The organism is Aquamicrobium zhengzhouense (genome assembly GCF_016124105.1).
GTDB lineage: Bacteria > Pseudomonadota > Alphaproteobacteria > Rhizobiales > Rhizobiaceae > Aerobium > Aerobium zhengzhouense.
In genome coordinates, this window is record NZ_JADGMQ010000015.1 from 76,855 (window position 1) to 93,115 (window position 16,261).

At 59.1% G+C, this 16,261-nt stretch carries 18 protein-coding genes; 6 read left to right on the plus strand and 12 right to left on the minus strand.

Annotated features, from left to right (window positions below; genetic code table 11):
- Window positions 1-66 precede the first annotated feature (66 nt).
- The 4 genes from efp to IOD40_RS16955 all read left to right on the plus strand — a co-directional run bounded on the left by efp (window position 67) and on the right by IOD40_RS16955 (window position 3,291).
- Window positions 67-630 (plus strand): elongation factor P, encoded by a 564-nt coding sequence (efp, locus tag IOD40_RS16940; protein WP_198477886.1) that lies wholly within the window; start codon window positions 67-69, stop codon window positions 628-630.
- A gap of 100 nt (window positions 631-730) precedes the next feature.
- On the plus strand, window positions 731-1,522 hold the full coding sequence (locus tag IOD40_RS16945) for an inositol monophosphatase family protein (protein ID WP_198477887.1): 792 nt from the start codon (window positions 731-733) through the stop codon (window positions 1,520-1,522).
- A gap of 105 nt (window positions 1,523-1,627) precedes the next feature.
- Window positions 1,628-2,398 (plus strand): TerC family protein, encoded by a 771-nt coding sequence (locus IOD40_RS16950; protein ID WP_198477888.1) that lies wholly within the window; start codon window positions 1,628-1,630, stop codon window positions 2,396-2,398.
- Between the two features lie 146 nt (window positions 2,399-2,544).
- Entirely contained in the window at window positions 2,545-3,291 is a 747-nt protein-coding gene (locus IOD40_RS16955; RefSeq protein ID WP_198477889.1) for a YebC/PmpR family DNA-binding transcriptional regulator, read from the plus strand.
- 65 nt (window positions 3,292-3,356) lie between these two features.
- Here IOD40_RS16955 and IOD40_RS16960 read toward each other — a convergent pair whose 3' ends face one another.
- Both IOD40_RS16960 and rpmE read right to left on the minus strand, forming a co-directional pair.
- A complete protein-coding gene (locus IOD40_RS16960) occupies window positions 3,357-3,512 on the minus strand; it encodes a hypothetical protein (protein WP_198477908.1) in 156 nt (51 codons plus the stop codon).
- A gap of 122 nt (window positions 3,513-3,634) precedes the next feature.
- Window positions 3,635-3,856: a 50S ribosomal protein L31 gene (gene rpmE, locus IOD40_RS16965; protein WP_198477890.1), complete on the minus strand. Its 222-nt coding sequence runs from the start codon at window positions 3,854-3,856 to the stop codon at window positions 3,635-3,637.
- Between the two features lie 191 nt (window positions 3,857-4,047).
- On the opposite strand from rpmE, the gene IOD40_RS16970 reads away from it, so the two are divergent.
- Entirely contained in the window at window positions 4,048-5,850 is a 1,803-nt protein-coding gene (locus IOD40_RS16970; RefSeq protein ID WP_198477891.1) for an ABC transporter transmembrane domain-containing protein, read from the plus strand.
- Between the two features lie 5 nt (window positions 5,851-5,855).
- On the opposite strand, the gene IOD40_RS16975 is transcribed toward IOD40_RS16970, so the two are convergent.
- The 7 genes from IOD40_RS16975 to IOD40_RS17005 form a co-directional block, all read right to left on the minus strand.
- Window positions 5,856-7,004, minus strand: a complete 1,149-nt coding sequence (locus IOD40_RS16975; protein WP_198477892.1) for an amidohydrolase — start codon at window positions 7,002-7,004, stop codon at window positions 5,856-5,858.
- 82 nt (window positions 7,005-7,086) lie between these two features.
- Window positions 7,087-8,571 (minus strand): carboxypeptidase M32, encoded by a 1,485-nt coding sequence (locus tag IOD40_RS16980; protein WP_198477907.1) that lies wholly within the window; start codon window positions 8,569-8,571, stop codon window positions 7,087-7,089.
- Between the two features lie 135 nt (window positions 8,572-8,706).
- Window positions 8,707-9,738, minus strand: coding sequence for a peptidoglycan -binding protein (locus IOD40_RS16985; RefSeq protein ID WP_198477893.1), 1,032 nt, complete (start codon window positions 9,736-9,738; stop codon window positions 8,707-8,709).
- Window position 9,739: 1 nt separating this feature from the next.
- Window positions 9,740-10,762 carry a MotA/TolQ/ExbB proton channel family protein gene (locus IOD40_RS16990; RefSeq protein ID WP_198477894.1) on the minus strand — a complete coding sequence of 341 codons (1,023 nt, stop codon included), beginning with the start codon at window positions 10,760-10,762 and terminating at the stop codon, window positions 9,740-9,742.
- A 214-nt stretch (window positions 10,763-10,976) separates the two neighbouring features.
- Window positions 10,977-11,801: a TIGR00282 family metallophosphoesterase gene (locus tag IOD40_RS16995; RefSeq protein WP_198477895.1), complete on the minus strand. Its 825-nt coding sequence runs from the start codon at window positions 11,799-11,801 to the stop codon at window positions 10,977-10,979.
- Between the two features lie 8 nt (window positions 11,802-11,809).
- On the minus strand, window positions 11,810-12,391 hold the full coding sequence (locus IOD40_RS17000; RefSeq protein ID WP_198477896.1) for a 5-formyltetrahydrofolate cyclo-ligase: 582 nt from the start codon (window positions 12,389-12,391) through the stop codon (window positions 11,810-11,812).
- A 131-nt stretch (window positions 12,392-12,522) separates the two neighbouring features.
- Window positions 12,523-13,020, minus strand: a complete 498-nt coding sequence (locus tag IOD40_RS17005) for a GNAT family N-acetyltransferase (protein WP_198477897.1) — start codon at window positions 13,018-13,020, stop codon at window positions 12,523-12,525.
- Between the two features lie 97 nt (window positions 13,021-13,117).
- On the opposite strand from IOD40_RS17005, the gene IOD40_RS17010 reads away from it, so the two are divergent.
- Window positions 13,118-13,459: a YnfA family protein gene (locus IOD40_RS17010; RefSeq protein WP_198477898.1), complete on the plus strand. Its 342-nt coding sequence runs from the start codon at window positions 13,118-13,120 to the stop codon at window positions 13,457-13,459.
- A 210-nt stretch (window positions 13,460-13,669) separates the two neighbouring features.
- On the opposite strand, the gene IOD40_RS17015 is transcribed toward IOD40_RS17010, so the two are convergent.
- The 3 genes from IOD40_RS17015 to IOD40_RS17025 form a co-directional block, all read right to left on the minus strand.
- Window positions 13,670-13,990: a hypothetical protein gene (locus tag IOD40_RS17015; RefSeq protein WP_198477899.1), complete on the minus strand. Its 321-nt coding sequence runs from the start codon at window positions 13,988-13,990 to the stop codon at window positions 13,670-13,672.
- Between the two features lie 460 nt (window positions 13,991-14,450).
- Window positions 14,451-14,798, minus strand: coding sequence for a hypothetical protein (locus IOD40_RS17020; protein ID WP_198477900.1), 348 nt, complete (start codon window positions 14,796-14,798; stop codon window positions 14,451-14,453).
- A gap of 43 nt (window positions 14,799-14,841) precedes the next feature.
- Complete coding sequence (locus tag IOD40_RS17025; protein WP_198477901.1) at window positions 14,842-16,083, minus strand: mechanosensitive ion channel family protein; 1,242 nt, start codon at window positions 16,081-16,083, stop codon at window positions 14,842-14,844.
- Window positions 16,084-16,261: the final 178 nt, after the last annotated feature.

Consider the following 16,261-nt stretch of genomic DNA (forward strand, 5'->3'; position numbering starts at 1 on the left):
GTCTGGGGAAACCGATAAAAGCGCGACCGCATGTGGCGCGCCCTTACAATATTCCGGAACCGAGAAATGGCTAAAATTAACGGCAACGAAATCCGTCCGGGCAACGTCATCGAACATGATGGCGGCCTGTGGGTGGCGGTCAAGACCAACGCGGTGAAGCCTGGCAAGGGCGGCGCCTACAACCAGGTCGAGCTGAAGAACCTTATCAACGGCACCAAGCTGAACGAACGTTTCCGCGCTGCTGAAACGGTTGAGCGTGTTCGTCTCGAGCAGAAGGACTTCACGTTCCTCTACGAGCAGGGTGACGCGCTGGTCTTCATGGATGACGAGAGCTACGAGCAGCTCGAGCTGGAGAAGGATTTCGTTGGTGATCGCGCTGCGTTCCTCCAGGACGGCATGAAGGTTACCGTTGAGCTTCACGAAGAGCGCCCGATCGGCATCAAGCTGCCGGATCAGGTCACGCTGACCATCACCGAAGCCGATCCGGTCGTTAAGGGCCAGACCGCTGCCTCGTCCTACAAGCCGGCTGTCCTCGAGAATGGCATTCGCGTTCTCGTTCCTCCGTTCATCTCGGCTGGCGAGAAGGTCATCGTCGACACGAACGAAATCACCTATATCAGCCGCGCCTGATTGCTGTGGTGAAAAAGTCCGTACACGTCGCTGCCTGACTGCGGCGTGTGGCGGGCATCCGCTCATCAAAAGAGCGAAGACAAGGTTTCGGAGTAATTTCATGGCTCGTTCAGCGATCATCAACGTCATGGTGCAGGCTGCCATGAAGGCAGGCCGCTCGCTGGCCCGCGATTTCGGCGAAGTTCAGAATCTGCAGGTCTCGCTGAAGGGACCAGGGGATTATGTCAGCCAGGCGGATCGCAAGGCTGAAGAGATCATTCATGCAGAGCTGTCGCGTGCTCGCCCGGCTTATTCATTTCTGATGGAAGAGCGCGGCGCGGTTGCCGGTGATGACGACCAGCATCGCTGGATCGTTGATCCCCTGGATGGCACCACCAACTACCTGCACGGCATCCCGATGTTTGCGATCTCGATCGCGCTGGAGCGTCAGGGGCAGATTGTGGCCGGCGTGATCTACAACCCCGCAATGGACGAACTCTTCACCGCCGAACGCGGCGGCGGCGCGTTCATGAACGATCGCCGCCTGCGCGTGGCTGCGCGCTCGAAGCTTTCGGATGCAGTTATTACGACCGGCATTCCACATCTTGGCCGCGGCCATCACGGCCACGCGCTCATCGAACTCAAGAATGTCATGGGCGAGGCGGCTGGTATCCGTCGCTTCGGAGCAGCTTCGCTTGATCTGGCCTACGTCGCGGCGGGCCGCGTCGACGGCTATTGGGAGCGCTGGCTCTCGCCTTGGGACATGGCTGCGGGCATCTTGATGGTCAAGGAAGCAGGTGGCTTCTGCTCGGACATCACCGGCGGCCAGAACATGATTGATGACGGCACAATCGTCGCCGCAAACGAGCCGGTCCACCGGCAGTTGCTGCGAATGCTTGAGAAAAAATCCTGATTGAAGAATTGGAGCGCTGATTTCAGCGCTCCAATTCGTTGAAGATGATGTAGTGCAGCCCTACCTCTTGCAGACTTTTTGCAAAGAGAGAGGTTGCTGCCCCCCATGCTCGAGTTTCTGGGTGACCATTTTTATTGGCTGAACGATCCCACGGCGTGGGTTGCGCTGCTGACCCTCATCGTTCTTGAGGTTGTCCTTGGCATCGACAACCTGATCTTCATCTCGATCCTCACGAACAAGCTTCCAGAAGAAACCAGGGTGTTGGCCCGCCGACTTGGTATCGGTGCCGCCCTCGTCATGCGCTTGCTGCTGCTGGCAACGATTGCCTGGATAGTCCATCTGACCGAGCCCGTCTTCGAATTGTTCGGCCGAGCGTTTTCCTGGCGCGACCTGATTCTGATCGCCGGTGGCCTATTCCTGGTCTGGAAGGCGACCAAGGAGATCCATCATTCGGTCGATCCCCATGACAGCAAGGAGAACGTAATCAGCGAGACGCTGCAGCTCTCGTTGGGTGCAGCCATTTTCCAGATCCTGCTGCTTGATCTGGTCTTCTCAATTGACTCGATCATCACCGCTGTTGGCATGACGGACGAGATCGCGATCATGTACATCGCTGTCATCGTCGCGGTCATAACGATGCTGCTTGCGGTAAATCCGCTGTCGCGCTTTATCGAGCAGAATCCGACCATCGTGATGCTGGCGCTGGGCTTCCTGCTGATGATCGGCATGACGCTGATTGCTGACGGCATGGGCTTCCATGTTCCGAAGGGCTACATTTACGCCGCCATGGGCTTCTCGGCGTTGGTTGAAGGTCTCAACATGCTGTCCCGCCGCAAGAAGCGGTTGGATGCAGGAAGGCAGGATCCTCAGCCTTAACGAGCTGGTTTCCCTATATTGAGGGTGCCCGGCTCGGTTCCGGGCACCGTCCTTCCGCAGCGCTCCGCGCTTCTGGACGTATCAGCGCCTTTTCTCTATAAGCGCGGCATCCAGAAACATTGCGAAAGCTGTCGAGCAGGGGTTCCATGGCCGGCCATTCACAATTCAAGAACATTATGCATCGCAAGGGACGCCAGGATGCTGCGCGTTCGAAGATGTTCTCCAAGCTTGCGCGTGAGATCACGGTAGCAGCGAAACTCGGTACACCTGATCCGGACATGAATCCGCGTCTGCGTCTGGCAATCCAGAACGCCAAGGCGCAGTCGATGCCCAAGGACAATATTCAGCGCGCGATCAACAAGGCCGCTGGAAATGACGGCGAGAACTACGATGAGGTCCGTTATGAGGGGTATGGCCCCGGTGGCGTTGCGATCATCGTCGAAGCGCTGACTGACAATCGTAACCGTACCGCTTCCAACGTTCGCGCTGCCTTCACCAAGTCTGGCGGCGCGCTTGGTGAAACGGGTTCGGTCTCCTTCATGTGGGACCGGGTTGGCGAGATCGTCTATCCCTTGTCTGCCGGAGACGCGGATAAGGTCATGGAAGCTGCAATCGAAGCGGGCGCTGACGACGTTCAGTCCGACGATGCAAGCCACGTCATCACCTGTGCCTTCGGAGATGTTGGCGAGGTAACCTCCGCTCTCGAGGCGTCGCTAGGCGAGGCGGAGTCCGTCAAGACGATCTGGAAGCCGCAGACCTCGACGCAGGTTGATGAAGATCGGGCCCGCTCGATCCTCAAGCTGATCGCGACACTCGAAGACGACGATGACGTCCAGAACGTCTACGCGAACTTCGAAGTCGACGATGAGACAATGGCAAAGCTCAGCGCCTGAGTGTGACGCATATTTCCGTACGCGGGTGAACCATCCGCGTACGGCTCTGCTGCCAAGACCGGTGGCTATTTTTCGCCATAGTGCCCCCAGATGCCTCCGAGGGTGGCGCCAAGCGCAATGCCTATGGCGATCCCCACTCCCATATTATCGATCGCAGTGCCGATCACCGTTCCGGCCGTCACGCTGCAGGTCATGCCCACCGCCATGTCGGTGTAATTCATGTTGCGTCTCCTTTCAGCAAGAAGCCGAACCAACCTTGATCGCGGGAGTTCCAATCCCGGTTAACCGCAACAAAAAACCCGCCAAAGAGGCGGGTTTTTGTAGGTCAGAAGTAGCCTGGAGCTTAGATGCCGAGGCCTTCGTAACGCTTCTTGAACTTCGAGACACGGCCGCCACGGTCGACTAGCGTCTGGGTGCCACCGGTCCATGCCGGGTGGGTGGTCGGGTCAATGTCGAGGTTCATGGTGTCACCCTCGCTGCCCCAAGTGGAGCGGGTGAAGTACTCGGTACCATTGGTCATGACGACCTTGATGGTGTGGTAGTCGGGATGGATATCGGCTTTCATCGGTCTCGTCCTGGCTTATGGGCGTTCGGCGGCGCTACGCTGCGGCGATGCGCCCACTGTCAAAACCTGAGGTCGCAGCTATTGAGTTGCCACGGCTTCAAAATCGGTCGGCTGGCCTATACAGGAGCTAGCGGATATTCACAAGTCGGACTCGCCGGTTTTTACGAGCGACACCAAATCAGGAAGGGCATATGGCCGAAACTGGACCGGAAAACGCGAGGGGCGCAGGCACGCTAAACCCGCTCCGGCGCATAGTGCCCTACATGCTACGCTATCGCATGCTGGTTGCTGGTGCCGGCGTGTCGCTGCTGATGGCCGCCTTGACGACACTGACGCTGCCCATCGCGGTTCGACGGATGATCGATCACGGCTTCAGTGATTCGAGCTCGACCTTCATCTCCAATTATTTCTCGATGCTGATCGTGCTGGCGCTGGTCCTGGCTGCCGCATCCGCGATGCGGTACTTTTTTGTGATCACGCTTGGTGAGCGAGTGGTGTCGGACATTCGCAGCGACGTATTTGCGCATGTCACCCGTCTCTCCCCGTCGTTTTTCGATCGGACGCAGTCCGGCGAGATCGTCTCCCGGCTTACAGCCGACACCACCCAGATCAAGTCGACAGTCGGTGCAACCGCGTCGGTGGCGTTGCGCAACCTGATCATGGGCCTCGGCGCGATGGCGATGATGGTGGTCACCAGCCCCAAGCTTTCAGGCCTTGTGATTGCTGTCATTCCGGTGATCGTCCTGCCGCTGGTTGCTTTTGGCCGATCGGTGCGGCGTCGCTCTCGCTTTGCACAAGACACGCTGGCCGAAGCCACCGCCTATGCGGCAGAACAGATCGGATCTACGCGCACCCTCCAGGCTTTTACCAATGAGGTTCTTGTCACAGAGCGGTATGCGAACGCTGTTGATGCAGCATTCAACGCCGCACGGTCGTCCGTCCTGGCACGATCCTTCCTGACCTTCTTCGCAATCGTCACGGTTTTCAGCTCGGTTGTTGCCGTGCTCTGGATCGGCTCGCGCGATGTGCTTTCAGGGGCGATCTCGGCGGGTACGCTTGGCCAGTTCCTGCTCTACGCCGTGTTTGCAGCGGGGGCACTTGGCGCGCTTTCGGAAGTGTGGGGGGAGCTGTCGCAGGCCGCTGGTGCTGCGGAGCGTCTGACCGAACTTCTGGACGAGCAGCCCGCCATCCGCTCGCCTGAAAATCCCATCGCGTTGCCAAAGCCTGCGCAGGGCGCGGTCGAGTTCCGCGACGTCTCATTCATCTACCCGACCCGGCCCGGCCAGCAGACCCTGCAAGAACTGTCCTTCAAGATAGAGCCAGGCGAGACAGTTGCGATTGTTGGCCCGTCAGGGGCCGGCAAGAGCACGGTCTTCTCGATGCTGTTGCGGTTTTACGATCCCTCGAGTGGTGCTGTGCTCGTTGACGGGGTTGATGTGCGCAAGGCAGATCCGGAGGATGTTCGTAAACGCATCGCGATCGTTCCGCAGGATGTGACCATCTTTGCAGCCTCTGCCGCAGAAAATATCGGTTTTGGCCGTCCGGGGGCAGATCGTTCGGCCATTGAACGCGCAGCACGCGATGCCCACGCTGACGAATTCATCTCACGTCTCCAGGACGGCTACGATACCCAACTTGGCGAGCGGGGCGTGACCCTGTCAGGCGGTCAGCGTCAGCGGGTTGCGATCGCGCGTGCGATCTTGCGCGATGCACCGATTCTTCTCCTCGATGAAGCGACGTCGGCGCTTGACGCAGAGAGCGAGACGCTGGTGCAGACGGCGCTGGAGCGTCTCATGGAAGGCCGCACCACGCTTGTCATTGCGCATCGGCTTGCGACCGTCCTCAAGGCTGATCGTATCCTGGTGATGGATGAAGGCGGGATCATTGAAGAAGGTACGCATGCCAGCCTCATCAGGCAAGATGGTGTTTATGCACGCCTGGCGCGGCTTCAGTTCGACCACGGCGCCGATTTGTACGAAAGTGCCGCAGAATAACGCACTCAGCCCAGGATATTTCGAGCGGCGCGCATGAAGATGCGCGAGCCTATCGCGATGAGGTCATCCGGAAAATCGTAGTCGGGATTGTGAAGCGCCGGGTGATCTGTACCGGCCCCGAGAAACAGCATTGCGGACTTTGACCCGTGCCCGAAAATCCCGAAATCCTCGGAAGCGCGCATAGGAAGTTCTTTGTCGTCATGGCGGATACCTTCCGCATCCAGCGCCGCGCGCAGATGAGCCACAGCTCCCGCATCGTTGATGCTGGCGACAAAGATTTCGTGATAGTCGATCGTGAGCTTCAAACCATGCTCATCTGCGATGCCAATGGCGACTTCCTCAGCGTCCGCACATAGTTGAGCCATCGGCTCGTCGAGACGCGTTCGCAAGGTGGCCCAGACTTCGGCCCGACCCGGCGCAATCCCGAACACCGCCTCGCCCATTTGCGTGTGAGTGACGGTGACCATCGCGAATTCATCTTCAGTGAAGCTGCCACCACCCAGCTTGGCAAGTTCAGGCATCAGACGGGAGACAGCGAGCATGGGCGAGGTGCCGGTCTCCGGCATCGACGAATGCGCCGTCTTGCCTTCAAGTACGATCCGCATTCCACGCGACGCGCAGTTGACGACGCCTTCCTTCAGGCGAACATGGCCGAGCGGTGTGCCGGGAAGATTGTGAAGCGAAAAAGCAAAGTCCGGCCGGATGTTTTCGTAGCGCGGGTCTGCCACGACACCGGCGGCACCGGCACCCGTTTCTTCCGCTGGCTGGAACATGAGCACGACGCGCCCCTTGGCCGGACCATCGCGGCCCAACTGGCGAGCCATCGCGGCCAGAATTGCCGTATGACCGTCATGTCCGCACATATGGGATTTGCCAGGGACCGTCGAGCGGTGCGGTATCGAAGAAATCTCTTCGATAGGCAAAGCATCTGTTTCCGATCGAAAAAGGATCGTTGGCCCATCATGACCGCTATCATAGACCGCGGCTACACCATGTCCTCCAAGCCCGGTCAGAATCTGTGCTGGATTGGTGTCCTCGATGAATGCGAAGACCCGCTTTGCAGTCTGTTCTTCTTCGCCTGAAATTTCGGGGTGGCGGTGCAGCTCGTGCCTGAAGGAGACGAGATCTGAAATGTCCTGGTTCGTCAGTGTCACTCATCAACTCCTTGTTGCCCGCGATTTGGGCCAGTCTTGACCGGATGGATGCCGGCATCAAGGAAATGCGTTTGGCCCAGGCTCAACGACCGTAGCGGCGCTCAAGGTGACGGCGGAAGTACTCGGCGTTGAGCGGCTCTCCGGTTGCCTTTTCAATCAGCTCCGGTGTTGACCAGCGGGATCCCTGTTTCCAGATCCGGTCGCGACGCCACGAATTGACCAGCTCGAAATCGCCCCTAGCAAAGTCGTCCTCGACATTCGGATGATCGCGCTCGATTGCCGCCCATTGTTGCGCAGCGATCATTGCCCCAAGCGTATAGGACGGGAAGTAGCCGAAGGCTCCGCTCGGCCAATGAACATCCTGCATCGGGCCATCAGCAGGATTGTCGATGGTCGACAGGCCAAGATAGCACTTCATGCGGGCGTCCCACGCTTCAGGAAGATCCGACACTTCCAATTGGCCGGAGATGAGTTCCTGCTCGAGTTCGAAGCGCAGGATGACATGGAGCGGGTATGTGACTTCATCGGCATCGACCCGGATCAGGCCGCGCTCGACCCGGTGAACGTGCGGAAGGATGTCGTCGATGGTCCAGCTTTCACCGAGATGGCGTTCAACGATTGGCAAGGCCCAACGCCAGAAAGCCGGATTGCGGCCGATCTGCTTTTCGACGAACAGGCTCTGGCTCTCGTGGATCGCCATGCCGCGAGCCTTTCCGAGCGGCCAATGCGACCACTCTTGAGGCAAGCCCTGCTCGTAGAGAGCGTGCCCGGTTTCATGGAGGACGCCCATGAGCGACGAGAGAAACTCGTCAGTGCGGTAGCGCGTCGTGATCCGGACATCGGTGGGAACGCCGCCACAGAAGGGGTGATGCGACACCGACAGACTGCCACGTGTCATGTCGAACCCGACAGCGGCCATCATCGCCAGTGCGAGCTCGCGCTGTTTTTCGACCGGATAGGTGCCCGAAAGGGTGCGCAACGGCGTTTTCGCCAGGCGCTCATCCTGAACGGACAATGCCGTCGGCACGAAGTCGATCAGGAAGGATTTCAGCTCCTCCAAGATTGGTGCAATGTCCGCGACCCGATTTCCGGGATCATATTGCTCCATCAGTGCGTCGTAGGGAGAAAGCCCCAGCGCTTCAGCCCGCATCTGGGCTTCCTCGCGAACCATCGAGACCACTGATTCCAGCGCGGGCTGGAAGGACACCCAATCGTTTTTCGCCCGAGCATCACGCCACAATTGTTCGCTGCGCATGCGGGTTCTCGTCTGGCGCTCGACAAATTCCGGCGGCAGGCAGGTCAGGTTGAGGTGGAGCCTGCGAAACTCGCGCAGCGCCGCGCACTGGTCGTCGTTCAGTGTCTCGTTCGACGCATCTTCAATCCAGTCCGAGACTTCTGGGGCCGTGGCCGTACGGTGCGCCATTCCGGCTAGAGTAGCCATCGCCTCGGCGCGGGCTTCACCGCCGCCTACCGCCATGTGAGTCGCTTCATCAGCGCCAAGGATAGAAAGGGCGTGTTCAAGCGCCTGTAGACGGCGACCGAGCGTGTCGAGCTTTTCAAAAGACATGTTCATCAAATCCGATTTTGGGCTGCATATTGGCAATCGATGAGAGGGTGCGCCACGGCAAGCGCCTATGGCGTGACCATCCCGGGAGCGAGCTTCCTGTAGACGGCGAAATTGCCCTCAGCCATGCTCGCTCTTTCAGCGCTCGGTCAGCTTCAGCTCGATGCGGCGATTACGATTGCGCGCTTCCGGCGTATCGGCTTCATCAAGCGGCTGGTATTCGCCGAAACCGGCGGCGACGAGGCGATTCGCTGGAACCCCGTTGGCGATCAGGTATTTCACGACTGACGTCGCGCGCGCTGAAGACAATTCCCAATTGTCGCGATAGCGACCCGTACCGGAAAGCGGAACGTTATCGGTGTGACCGTCGACGCGAAGCACCCAATTGATCTCGGGCGGAATTTCGCGCTGCAATTCGAGGATCGCATCCGCAAGCTTCTTCATCTCGTCTTGACCGGCGGTGTTGATCACGTCCGAACCGGAAGGGAAGAGCACCTCAGACTGGAAGACGAAGCGGTCACCGACGATGCGGATGTTCTCGCGGTCCGAGAGGATTTCACGTAGGCGGCCGAAAAAGTCGGAGCGATAGCGGTTAAGCTCCTGCACCCGTTGGGCGAGGGCAACGTTGAGGCGCCGCCCAAGATCCGCGATCTTCGTGTTCGACTCCCGGTCACGCGCTTCGGAAACTTCAAGTGCGGCTTCCAGTGCGCCGATCTGGCTGCGAAGGGCGGCAATCTGCTGATTCAACAGCTCGACCTGGCTCATGGCGCGCTGGCTGAGCTGGCGCTCGGTGTCCAGCTGGCCGGCAAGCGCCTTTGCTCGTTCATCTGCTGCAGCTCCCGCGCCAGATCCGGCGGCAAGCAACTGCTCAAGGCGCGATTTTTCGCTCTCTACCACCGCGAGGGACGCCTGCATGTTCGCAAGCGCGTCCGCAAGATCCTGGGTATTGGACTGCTCCAGCGACAGAAGTTGCGTCAGTTCGTTGATTTGCGAATTCAGCCGGTTGAGCACCTCATCGCGGCTGGACACCTCCTGCGACAGAAGGAACTGGGCGATGACGAACACCGAAAGCAGAAACATGAAGGCCAGAAGCAGCGATGACAGCGCGTCGACGAAGCCCGGCCAGTAATCGACGCTGCGGTGACCGCGCCTTCCGCGCGACAACGCCATGTCAGTTTTTCTCCTGCTGCTTGCGCAGCGCTTCGGCAAGCTTGTCCAGAGTAATGCGCATCTGACGTTGTTCGTTGGCCTGCGCCTCGACCCAATCGCGCATCAGTTGCTGCTCGGAGCGCATGTTCTTGACGAGGCCGGAAATTCCATCGGCGAGGGAGGCCATGGAGCTGGCAATGCGCGGATTTGCTCCGCCCTCGTGCTCTTGAATGGCGCGCATACGTTCGGAAATCGCCCGTAGTTCCTCCGAGGTATCGTCCTTGCCGGCATGGGAGAAGCCTGAGTCGGGGTCCGTAACCGAAGAAAGCCAGTTTTCAAGTTCGGTGTAGAATCGCGTCTGCGCACGGCCGGCTTGAAGATCAAGAAAACCGAGGATGAGCGAGCCTGACAAACCGAAAAGGGAGGATGAAAATGCGGTGCCCATGCCCGCTAGGGGAGCAGACAGCCCGGCTTTGATCGTCGAGAGAATGTCATTTACATCGCCAGTGCCAGGATCAAGTGACTGGATTGTGTCACCGATCGAGCCGATCGTCTGCAGGAGCCCCCAGAACGTTCCAAGCAGACCGAGAAATACAAGCAGGCCGGTCAGATAGCGGGATGTGTCGCGCGTCTCGTCGAGACGATTGGCGATGGAATCGAGAATGGAGCGGGTCGAGGTGGTGGAGAGCACGCGCGTGGACGAGCGCGCGATCATCGCCTGCATCGGGGCCAGCAATACCGGATCTTTGGCCCGGTTGCCAAGTCGGAACGAGTTGACCCAGCGAACCTCACGAAACAGCCGGAGTACCTGGTTGAATGCAAGCACGATGCCGACGAGTAAAACGCCAATGATCAGCCCGTTGAGGCCTGGATTCGTCTGAAAGGCGCTCGAGATCTGTCGGTAGAGGATTGCTGCGGCAAAACCGGCTATCGCGAGAAAGATCAGCATCGACAGCAGGAATACCTGCGGGCTGGAGAGCTTGCGCGGGTCATACCCCTCGTCTGCGACGAGATCGTCAGTTCCCAACGACTTCAGAAATGCCATCTGCGCGCCCCGAATTCCCTATCGTCACGACGTTGAACGCGACTCTAAACGGAATTGTGACGAAATTGAAAGGACGTGACGCGCGATAAACTTATGACAGAGTCCGCAATCCGGGTGGCCGTCCCTCTATGTGCGGCCAATGATTGCAACTCATGTCGAGGGAAAGAGACATTGGGGCCGCCCCTTGAGGCCAGCCCCTTCGCTCTGGATGACGTCACTGCCAGAAAGCAGGCAACGTTTCTTCGAGGCGGGGACCGACACGCAGCGGCGCGATGCGCTCGCAAAGGCCTGTACGGTCTGAGATATCGACACCAACTCCACAAATGGTCGCCGGCCCGCTTGCGGCCTCAAAGCGGCCCTTTGGGACCTTGGAGAGGAAGCGGTTCAACGGCTCCTCTTTCTCCATCCCGAGCGAAGAATCATAATCTCCGCACATTCCGGCATCCGACATGTACCCGGTACCACCGTTCAAGATCTGGTGGTCGGCAGTCGGCTGATGCGTGTGGGTTCCAACGACGAGGCTTGCGCGGCCATCAACAAAGTGCCCCATGCACATCTTTTCGGACGTTGCTTCAGCGTGGAAGTCGATGACCACAGCGTCAGCGACTTCGCCTAACGGGCACGCTTCAAGCTCACGCTCTGCGGCCTGGAACGGATCGTCAAGCTCCGGGTGCATGAAGACGCGGCCCATGATGTTGGTGACGAACACCCGCGCGCCATTGCGGGCCTCGAACAGGCCGGTGCCACGGCCAGGCGTTCCGATCGGGAAATTGGCCGGTCGAATGAAACGATGCTCGCGGGGGGCAAAGCTCAGTGCCTCCCGCTGGTCCCAGACGTGATTGCCCGTGGTGACCACATCAGCGCCCGCCGCAATCGTCGAATGAAATATCTCTTCGGTTATTCCAAAACCGCCCGCAGCGTTCTCGCCATTGACGATAACGAAGTCGAGCCGGAAATCCGAAATCAGGCCAGGGAGTTTTTCCCAAACCGCCGTGCGGCCGGCACGTCCGACCATATCGCCAAGAAATAAGAGCCTCATGGCGCTTTCTATAAAGACAGCGGGAAGCGACGCAAGCCGCTTTCCGAAAGCAGATGGTGCAGGCGCACATCATGATCTTCAGCAGGAACGTCAGGCACCAGCTGGCAATCGAACGCGATGCCTATCAAGCGCGGGTGCAGATTGCGTGCGTGAAGCTTGCTGATCGCGCGATCATAAAAGCCCGCGCCGTAGCCAATTCGATCGCCAAGATGGTCGAAGGCTGCAAGCGGGACCAGCATCACTGCCGGATCAAGCTCCTCTGCAGATTCGTGGGGCCCGTAGGTGCCAAACCCCATGTCGATCATCTCCGCGCCGCGCCACAATTCGCGAAAAACGATCGTGGTCTTGTTGATGATGGCGGGCAGGCAGAGGCGCGCGCCGCGATCCATCAATGCATACATTAGCGGTCTGATGTCGACCTCGGAGCGGATTGGCCAGAAGCCGGAAACAATCGTGCCAGGCGTTATATCCAAGCTGTCGGCGAGAGCCGCCATGTCGAACGATCTTTCGATCCGCCATTGCGGTGACAGGGCATCTCGTCTGGCAAGCGCTTCGAGGCGCAGCTGCTTCTTGAGTTCTCTGGAATTCATTTATCGTTCCTGTGGGAGCCTTCACTTGCAGTGAAGCGGGTAGGCTGAGCATCAGCGGAATTGAGGGAGACAGCCAAAGGAGGCTCGTGATCAGACGGGCGGTCCAAATCTGCGCGCAGAAAATGTAGATGTCACGTGACGCCGAAGGCCGGATGAAACTGCACCTCTCCATGTGGCTGCGCACCGCTGAAGGTGATGTACTGCAGGTACCCTTCAGGCAAGTCGCGATAGGTGAGGGCGGAGTTGGTCTTGAAGCCCAGGCGGCGGTAATAGGCCGGGTCACCGATCAGGACACAGCCAAAAGCGCCTTGCTTTTCGATAAGGGAGAGACCTTTTCGGATCAACGCACCGCCGATCCCCATGCGCTGAAGTGCAGGCGCGACCGAAACCGGGCCAAGCGCGAACCAGCCGTCGGTTACAGATTCGATGGTCACTGGCGAAAAGGCAATGTGGCCAACCACGGCGTCCGCCTCTTCGGCCACCAGCGACATCGAAAGCGCGCCAGCTTGCCGAAGCGCGGCGATGATTCGCGCTTCGGTGTTGTTGCTGTGAGGATGACCCGCAAATGCTGCTTCGGTGATCGTCGTGATCGGGCCAATGTCAGCTTCTGTTTCTTCGCGGATGATCATGCGCTTCTCCCGTAAACCAGATGCCGCGTTGACGAATTTCCCTTGATCCCGCAAGCATGCCACAAACGGGCCATCAAGTGGCTAAAGGGCTGCGACCGTGTCGAGTTTAACGATTTACGCGATTTATGTTGGCGCGGCTCTTGCCGAAATTGCCGGCTGTTTCGCATTTTGGGCCTGGTTCAGAAGCGGGCAGTCGGCCCTGTGGCTGGTTCCCGGCCTCATCTTGCTCGCACTCTTTGCCTGGCTGCTGACGCTGGCTCCCAGCGAGCATGCCGGTCGGGCCTATGCCGCCTATGGTGGCGTCTATATCACCACATCCTTGCTGTGGCTGTGGCTGGCTGAGGGACAAAGACCGGACGGTTGGGATCTTGCAGGCGGAGCGCTCGCACTCCTGGCGGCAGGCATTATCCTCTTCGGTCCGCGCTCCGGCGCTACTTGATTGGCTGATATCTCCAGGCGGCAACGACGGCGAACACACAAAATAAAAACCCGCTGCGGGGGAGCAGCGGGTTTTGCGCGGGTGCAGCCGGGGAGGGGCGGCTGCAGGGTCAGCACTTGGGAGGAGGAAAATGCTGATGAGGCAAATCTGGTAGGCTGAAACAGCATATTCAAGCAGGAGGACCATTTGGTCGCAGCTGGCTACCAAACGCTAGTTCCGTGGCCCCCTTGCCGACAGCAGAACTGCGGCTGCCAGCGTCAGCGCGGCCAGACCAACAATCGCTGCCGAGCGCCTTGGGTTCTCCCTGATCGTGTCTTCGACCATGTGAGCGCGGCGACGGAGCATGGGAAGCGTCGCGGCCGCCTTGTCCATCAGATCGTTGCCAAAATCGTAGGTTAGTTCGCCGGTATCGCGCAAGGTCTGTGCACCGTGCTTCGACAACGTGGCGCCAAGGCGCGCCACATCGCGTCGCAGCGCAGCAATTTCGTCTTGAACATCACCAGGGATGTGACCGTGGGAGAAAAATGCCATAGGAGGCTCCGTCTTCGTGGGTACTCGCTGGCCGAGGAACGAAGCAGGCCGACCTTGGTTCCAATTCACACAAACACGGGCCGAATGAAAAAAGGTCGGGAAAATCCCCGACCTTCTAATGGACCGGTCAAATTGCCGGTCTTCAGCGCCTCGACGCCCTGCCAGTACATCCGTGGTCAGGTCGGAAGCGATGATATGGAATGTATATAGGTATGGTTAAGGATTTATGAAGGTCGCGGAATTTCTTCAACGCGCGTCACTCCGGAAACGATAAAGCCCGCCGAGGGAGGAGGTTCGGCGGGCTTAATCTGAAATGCAGCGTGGGAGGAGGTTCGCTGCATTCGTCATCAACGTTCTTGGGAGGAGGAGGAGGAACGTTGATAAGCCGTATGTAGGTCAGGACTTCTGATTGTGCAATGCAACATTAGTCATGAGAGACCTGCGTCAGGCGCATGGCTTCCTAGCGGCAATCCATGCGAACCCGTCGGCCCACGCCCACGCCCTCGACCTGATGGCAGGATACGGTGGCAGTTCTAGGCTGCACGCTCACCGCACGACGCGCCGGCGGTCTGCGAACCGAGCGTTCGGGAGCCGAGACAAGGGCGGGTGGAGGCGCCGAGGCGGGGCGCCTCGGAAAGATTTCCTGCGGATCCTGCCGATTTGGCTTCAGCGCTACGACCGGCACATGACCCACCGACTTCACCTCGGGAACGTATTTCGGCTCGATGCTGCCATCGGAGGTACGGACGCACCCGGTCAGCCCAAAGGCAAGGATCGTCGCGCAAAACGCTATTGCAGGTCGCTTCATTGGGATCTCCAGCCTTCTGTTTACCAGCGCGCACCTTTGAAGACTAGGCAATGCTCAGCTCTGCCTCGCGTTCCGGCGATCTGACCATTTCCCGGACGTCGCGCCCGCTGGGGTTCTGGAAAACGCGCAGACCAAACTCAGGCAGAATCGCCAGAAGGTGGTCGAAAATGTCCGACTGGATTCCCTCATATTGGGCCCACACCACCGTGTTGGTGAAACAATAGATTTCGAGCGGCAGGCCCTCGGGCGCAGGCGGGAGTTGTCGGACCAGAAGCGTCATGTCACTGCGCACGCCCGGATGGCTGCGCAGGTAGTTTTCGACATATGCGCGAAATGTTCCGATGTTGGTGGAGCGGCGGGTGTTCGCCGGCACTTTCGCCCGCTCGCCCAATTTGGCGTTCCACTCAGCGAGCTCCTCGCGTTTCTTTAAAAGATATGTCTCGAGATGTCCGACGGCGGCAAGACGATCCAGGTCCGTGCTGCCGAGGAAGTGGATGCTCTCCTGATCGAGATAGATCGCGCGCTTGATCCGACGCCCACCTGATTCTTGCATTGCGCGCCAGTTCTTGAAGGGCTCGGTGACCAGCTTGCGGATCGGTACGGTGGTAACCGTCTTGTCGAAGTTCTGCACCTTCACTGTGTGGAGTGCGATCTCGATGACGTCCCCGTCGGCATTTTGGCCCGGCATCTCGATCCAGTCCCCAACCCGGACCATGTCCGTGGAAGAGATCTGGATGCCGGCGACAAGAGAAAGAAGCGTGTCCTGGAACACCAGGATCAGCACCGCGGCCATGGCACCAAGACCGGACAGCAAGATCAGGGGCGATCGATCCACCAGGGTCGCGATCATGAGAAGCGCGGCGATGACATAGATCGCGATCTTCACCACCTGGACATAGCCCTTGATCGGCTTGAGCCTTGCCTCCGGCCGGCGGTGATAGATGGTGTCGATGACATTGAATGCGGCACTGATCGCCATTGCGACGGTAAGGATCATGAAGGCGGAGGCAACATTCTTCACGACCACCACGGCAAAGGCCGGCAGGTTTGGAACCAGCATGATGCCGTTCGAAACGACCAGGGCCGGCATGATATTGGCAAGGCGCTCTATGACCCCGTGCCGCCGCAGTTCGGGATCGCGTCCCCAAACGGTGTAGCCAAGCACCTTGTTGAGCACGCGCACCAGGATCGCCTTGACAACGAAATTGGCGAAGAGGGCGGCCAGAGCGAGCGCCAGGAGCGCAAGCGCCGTGACTAGAACGGGGGGGAGGTCATAATCCATCATCGTTGGTGCAGAGCCTTCGGTCTGAAAATCTGTCGCTACTATATAGAGGCAGGATCCGACTTATGCCCATGGCGCGGTTATGGGGCTGGAGTGTGGCTCGCGGGCGGAGGGGCGGGTGTGCCGAGGGATTGGGCAGCTTGTTGTTTTGCCTTTGTGGCGGGCAGAAAGCTGCTTGTCG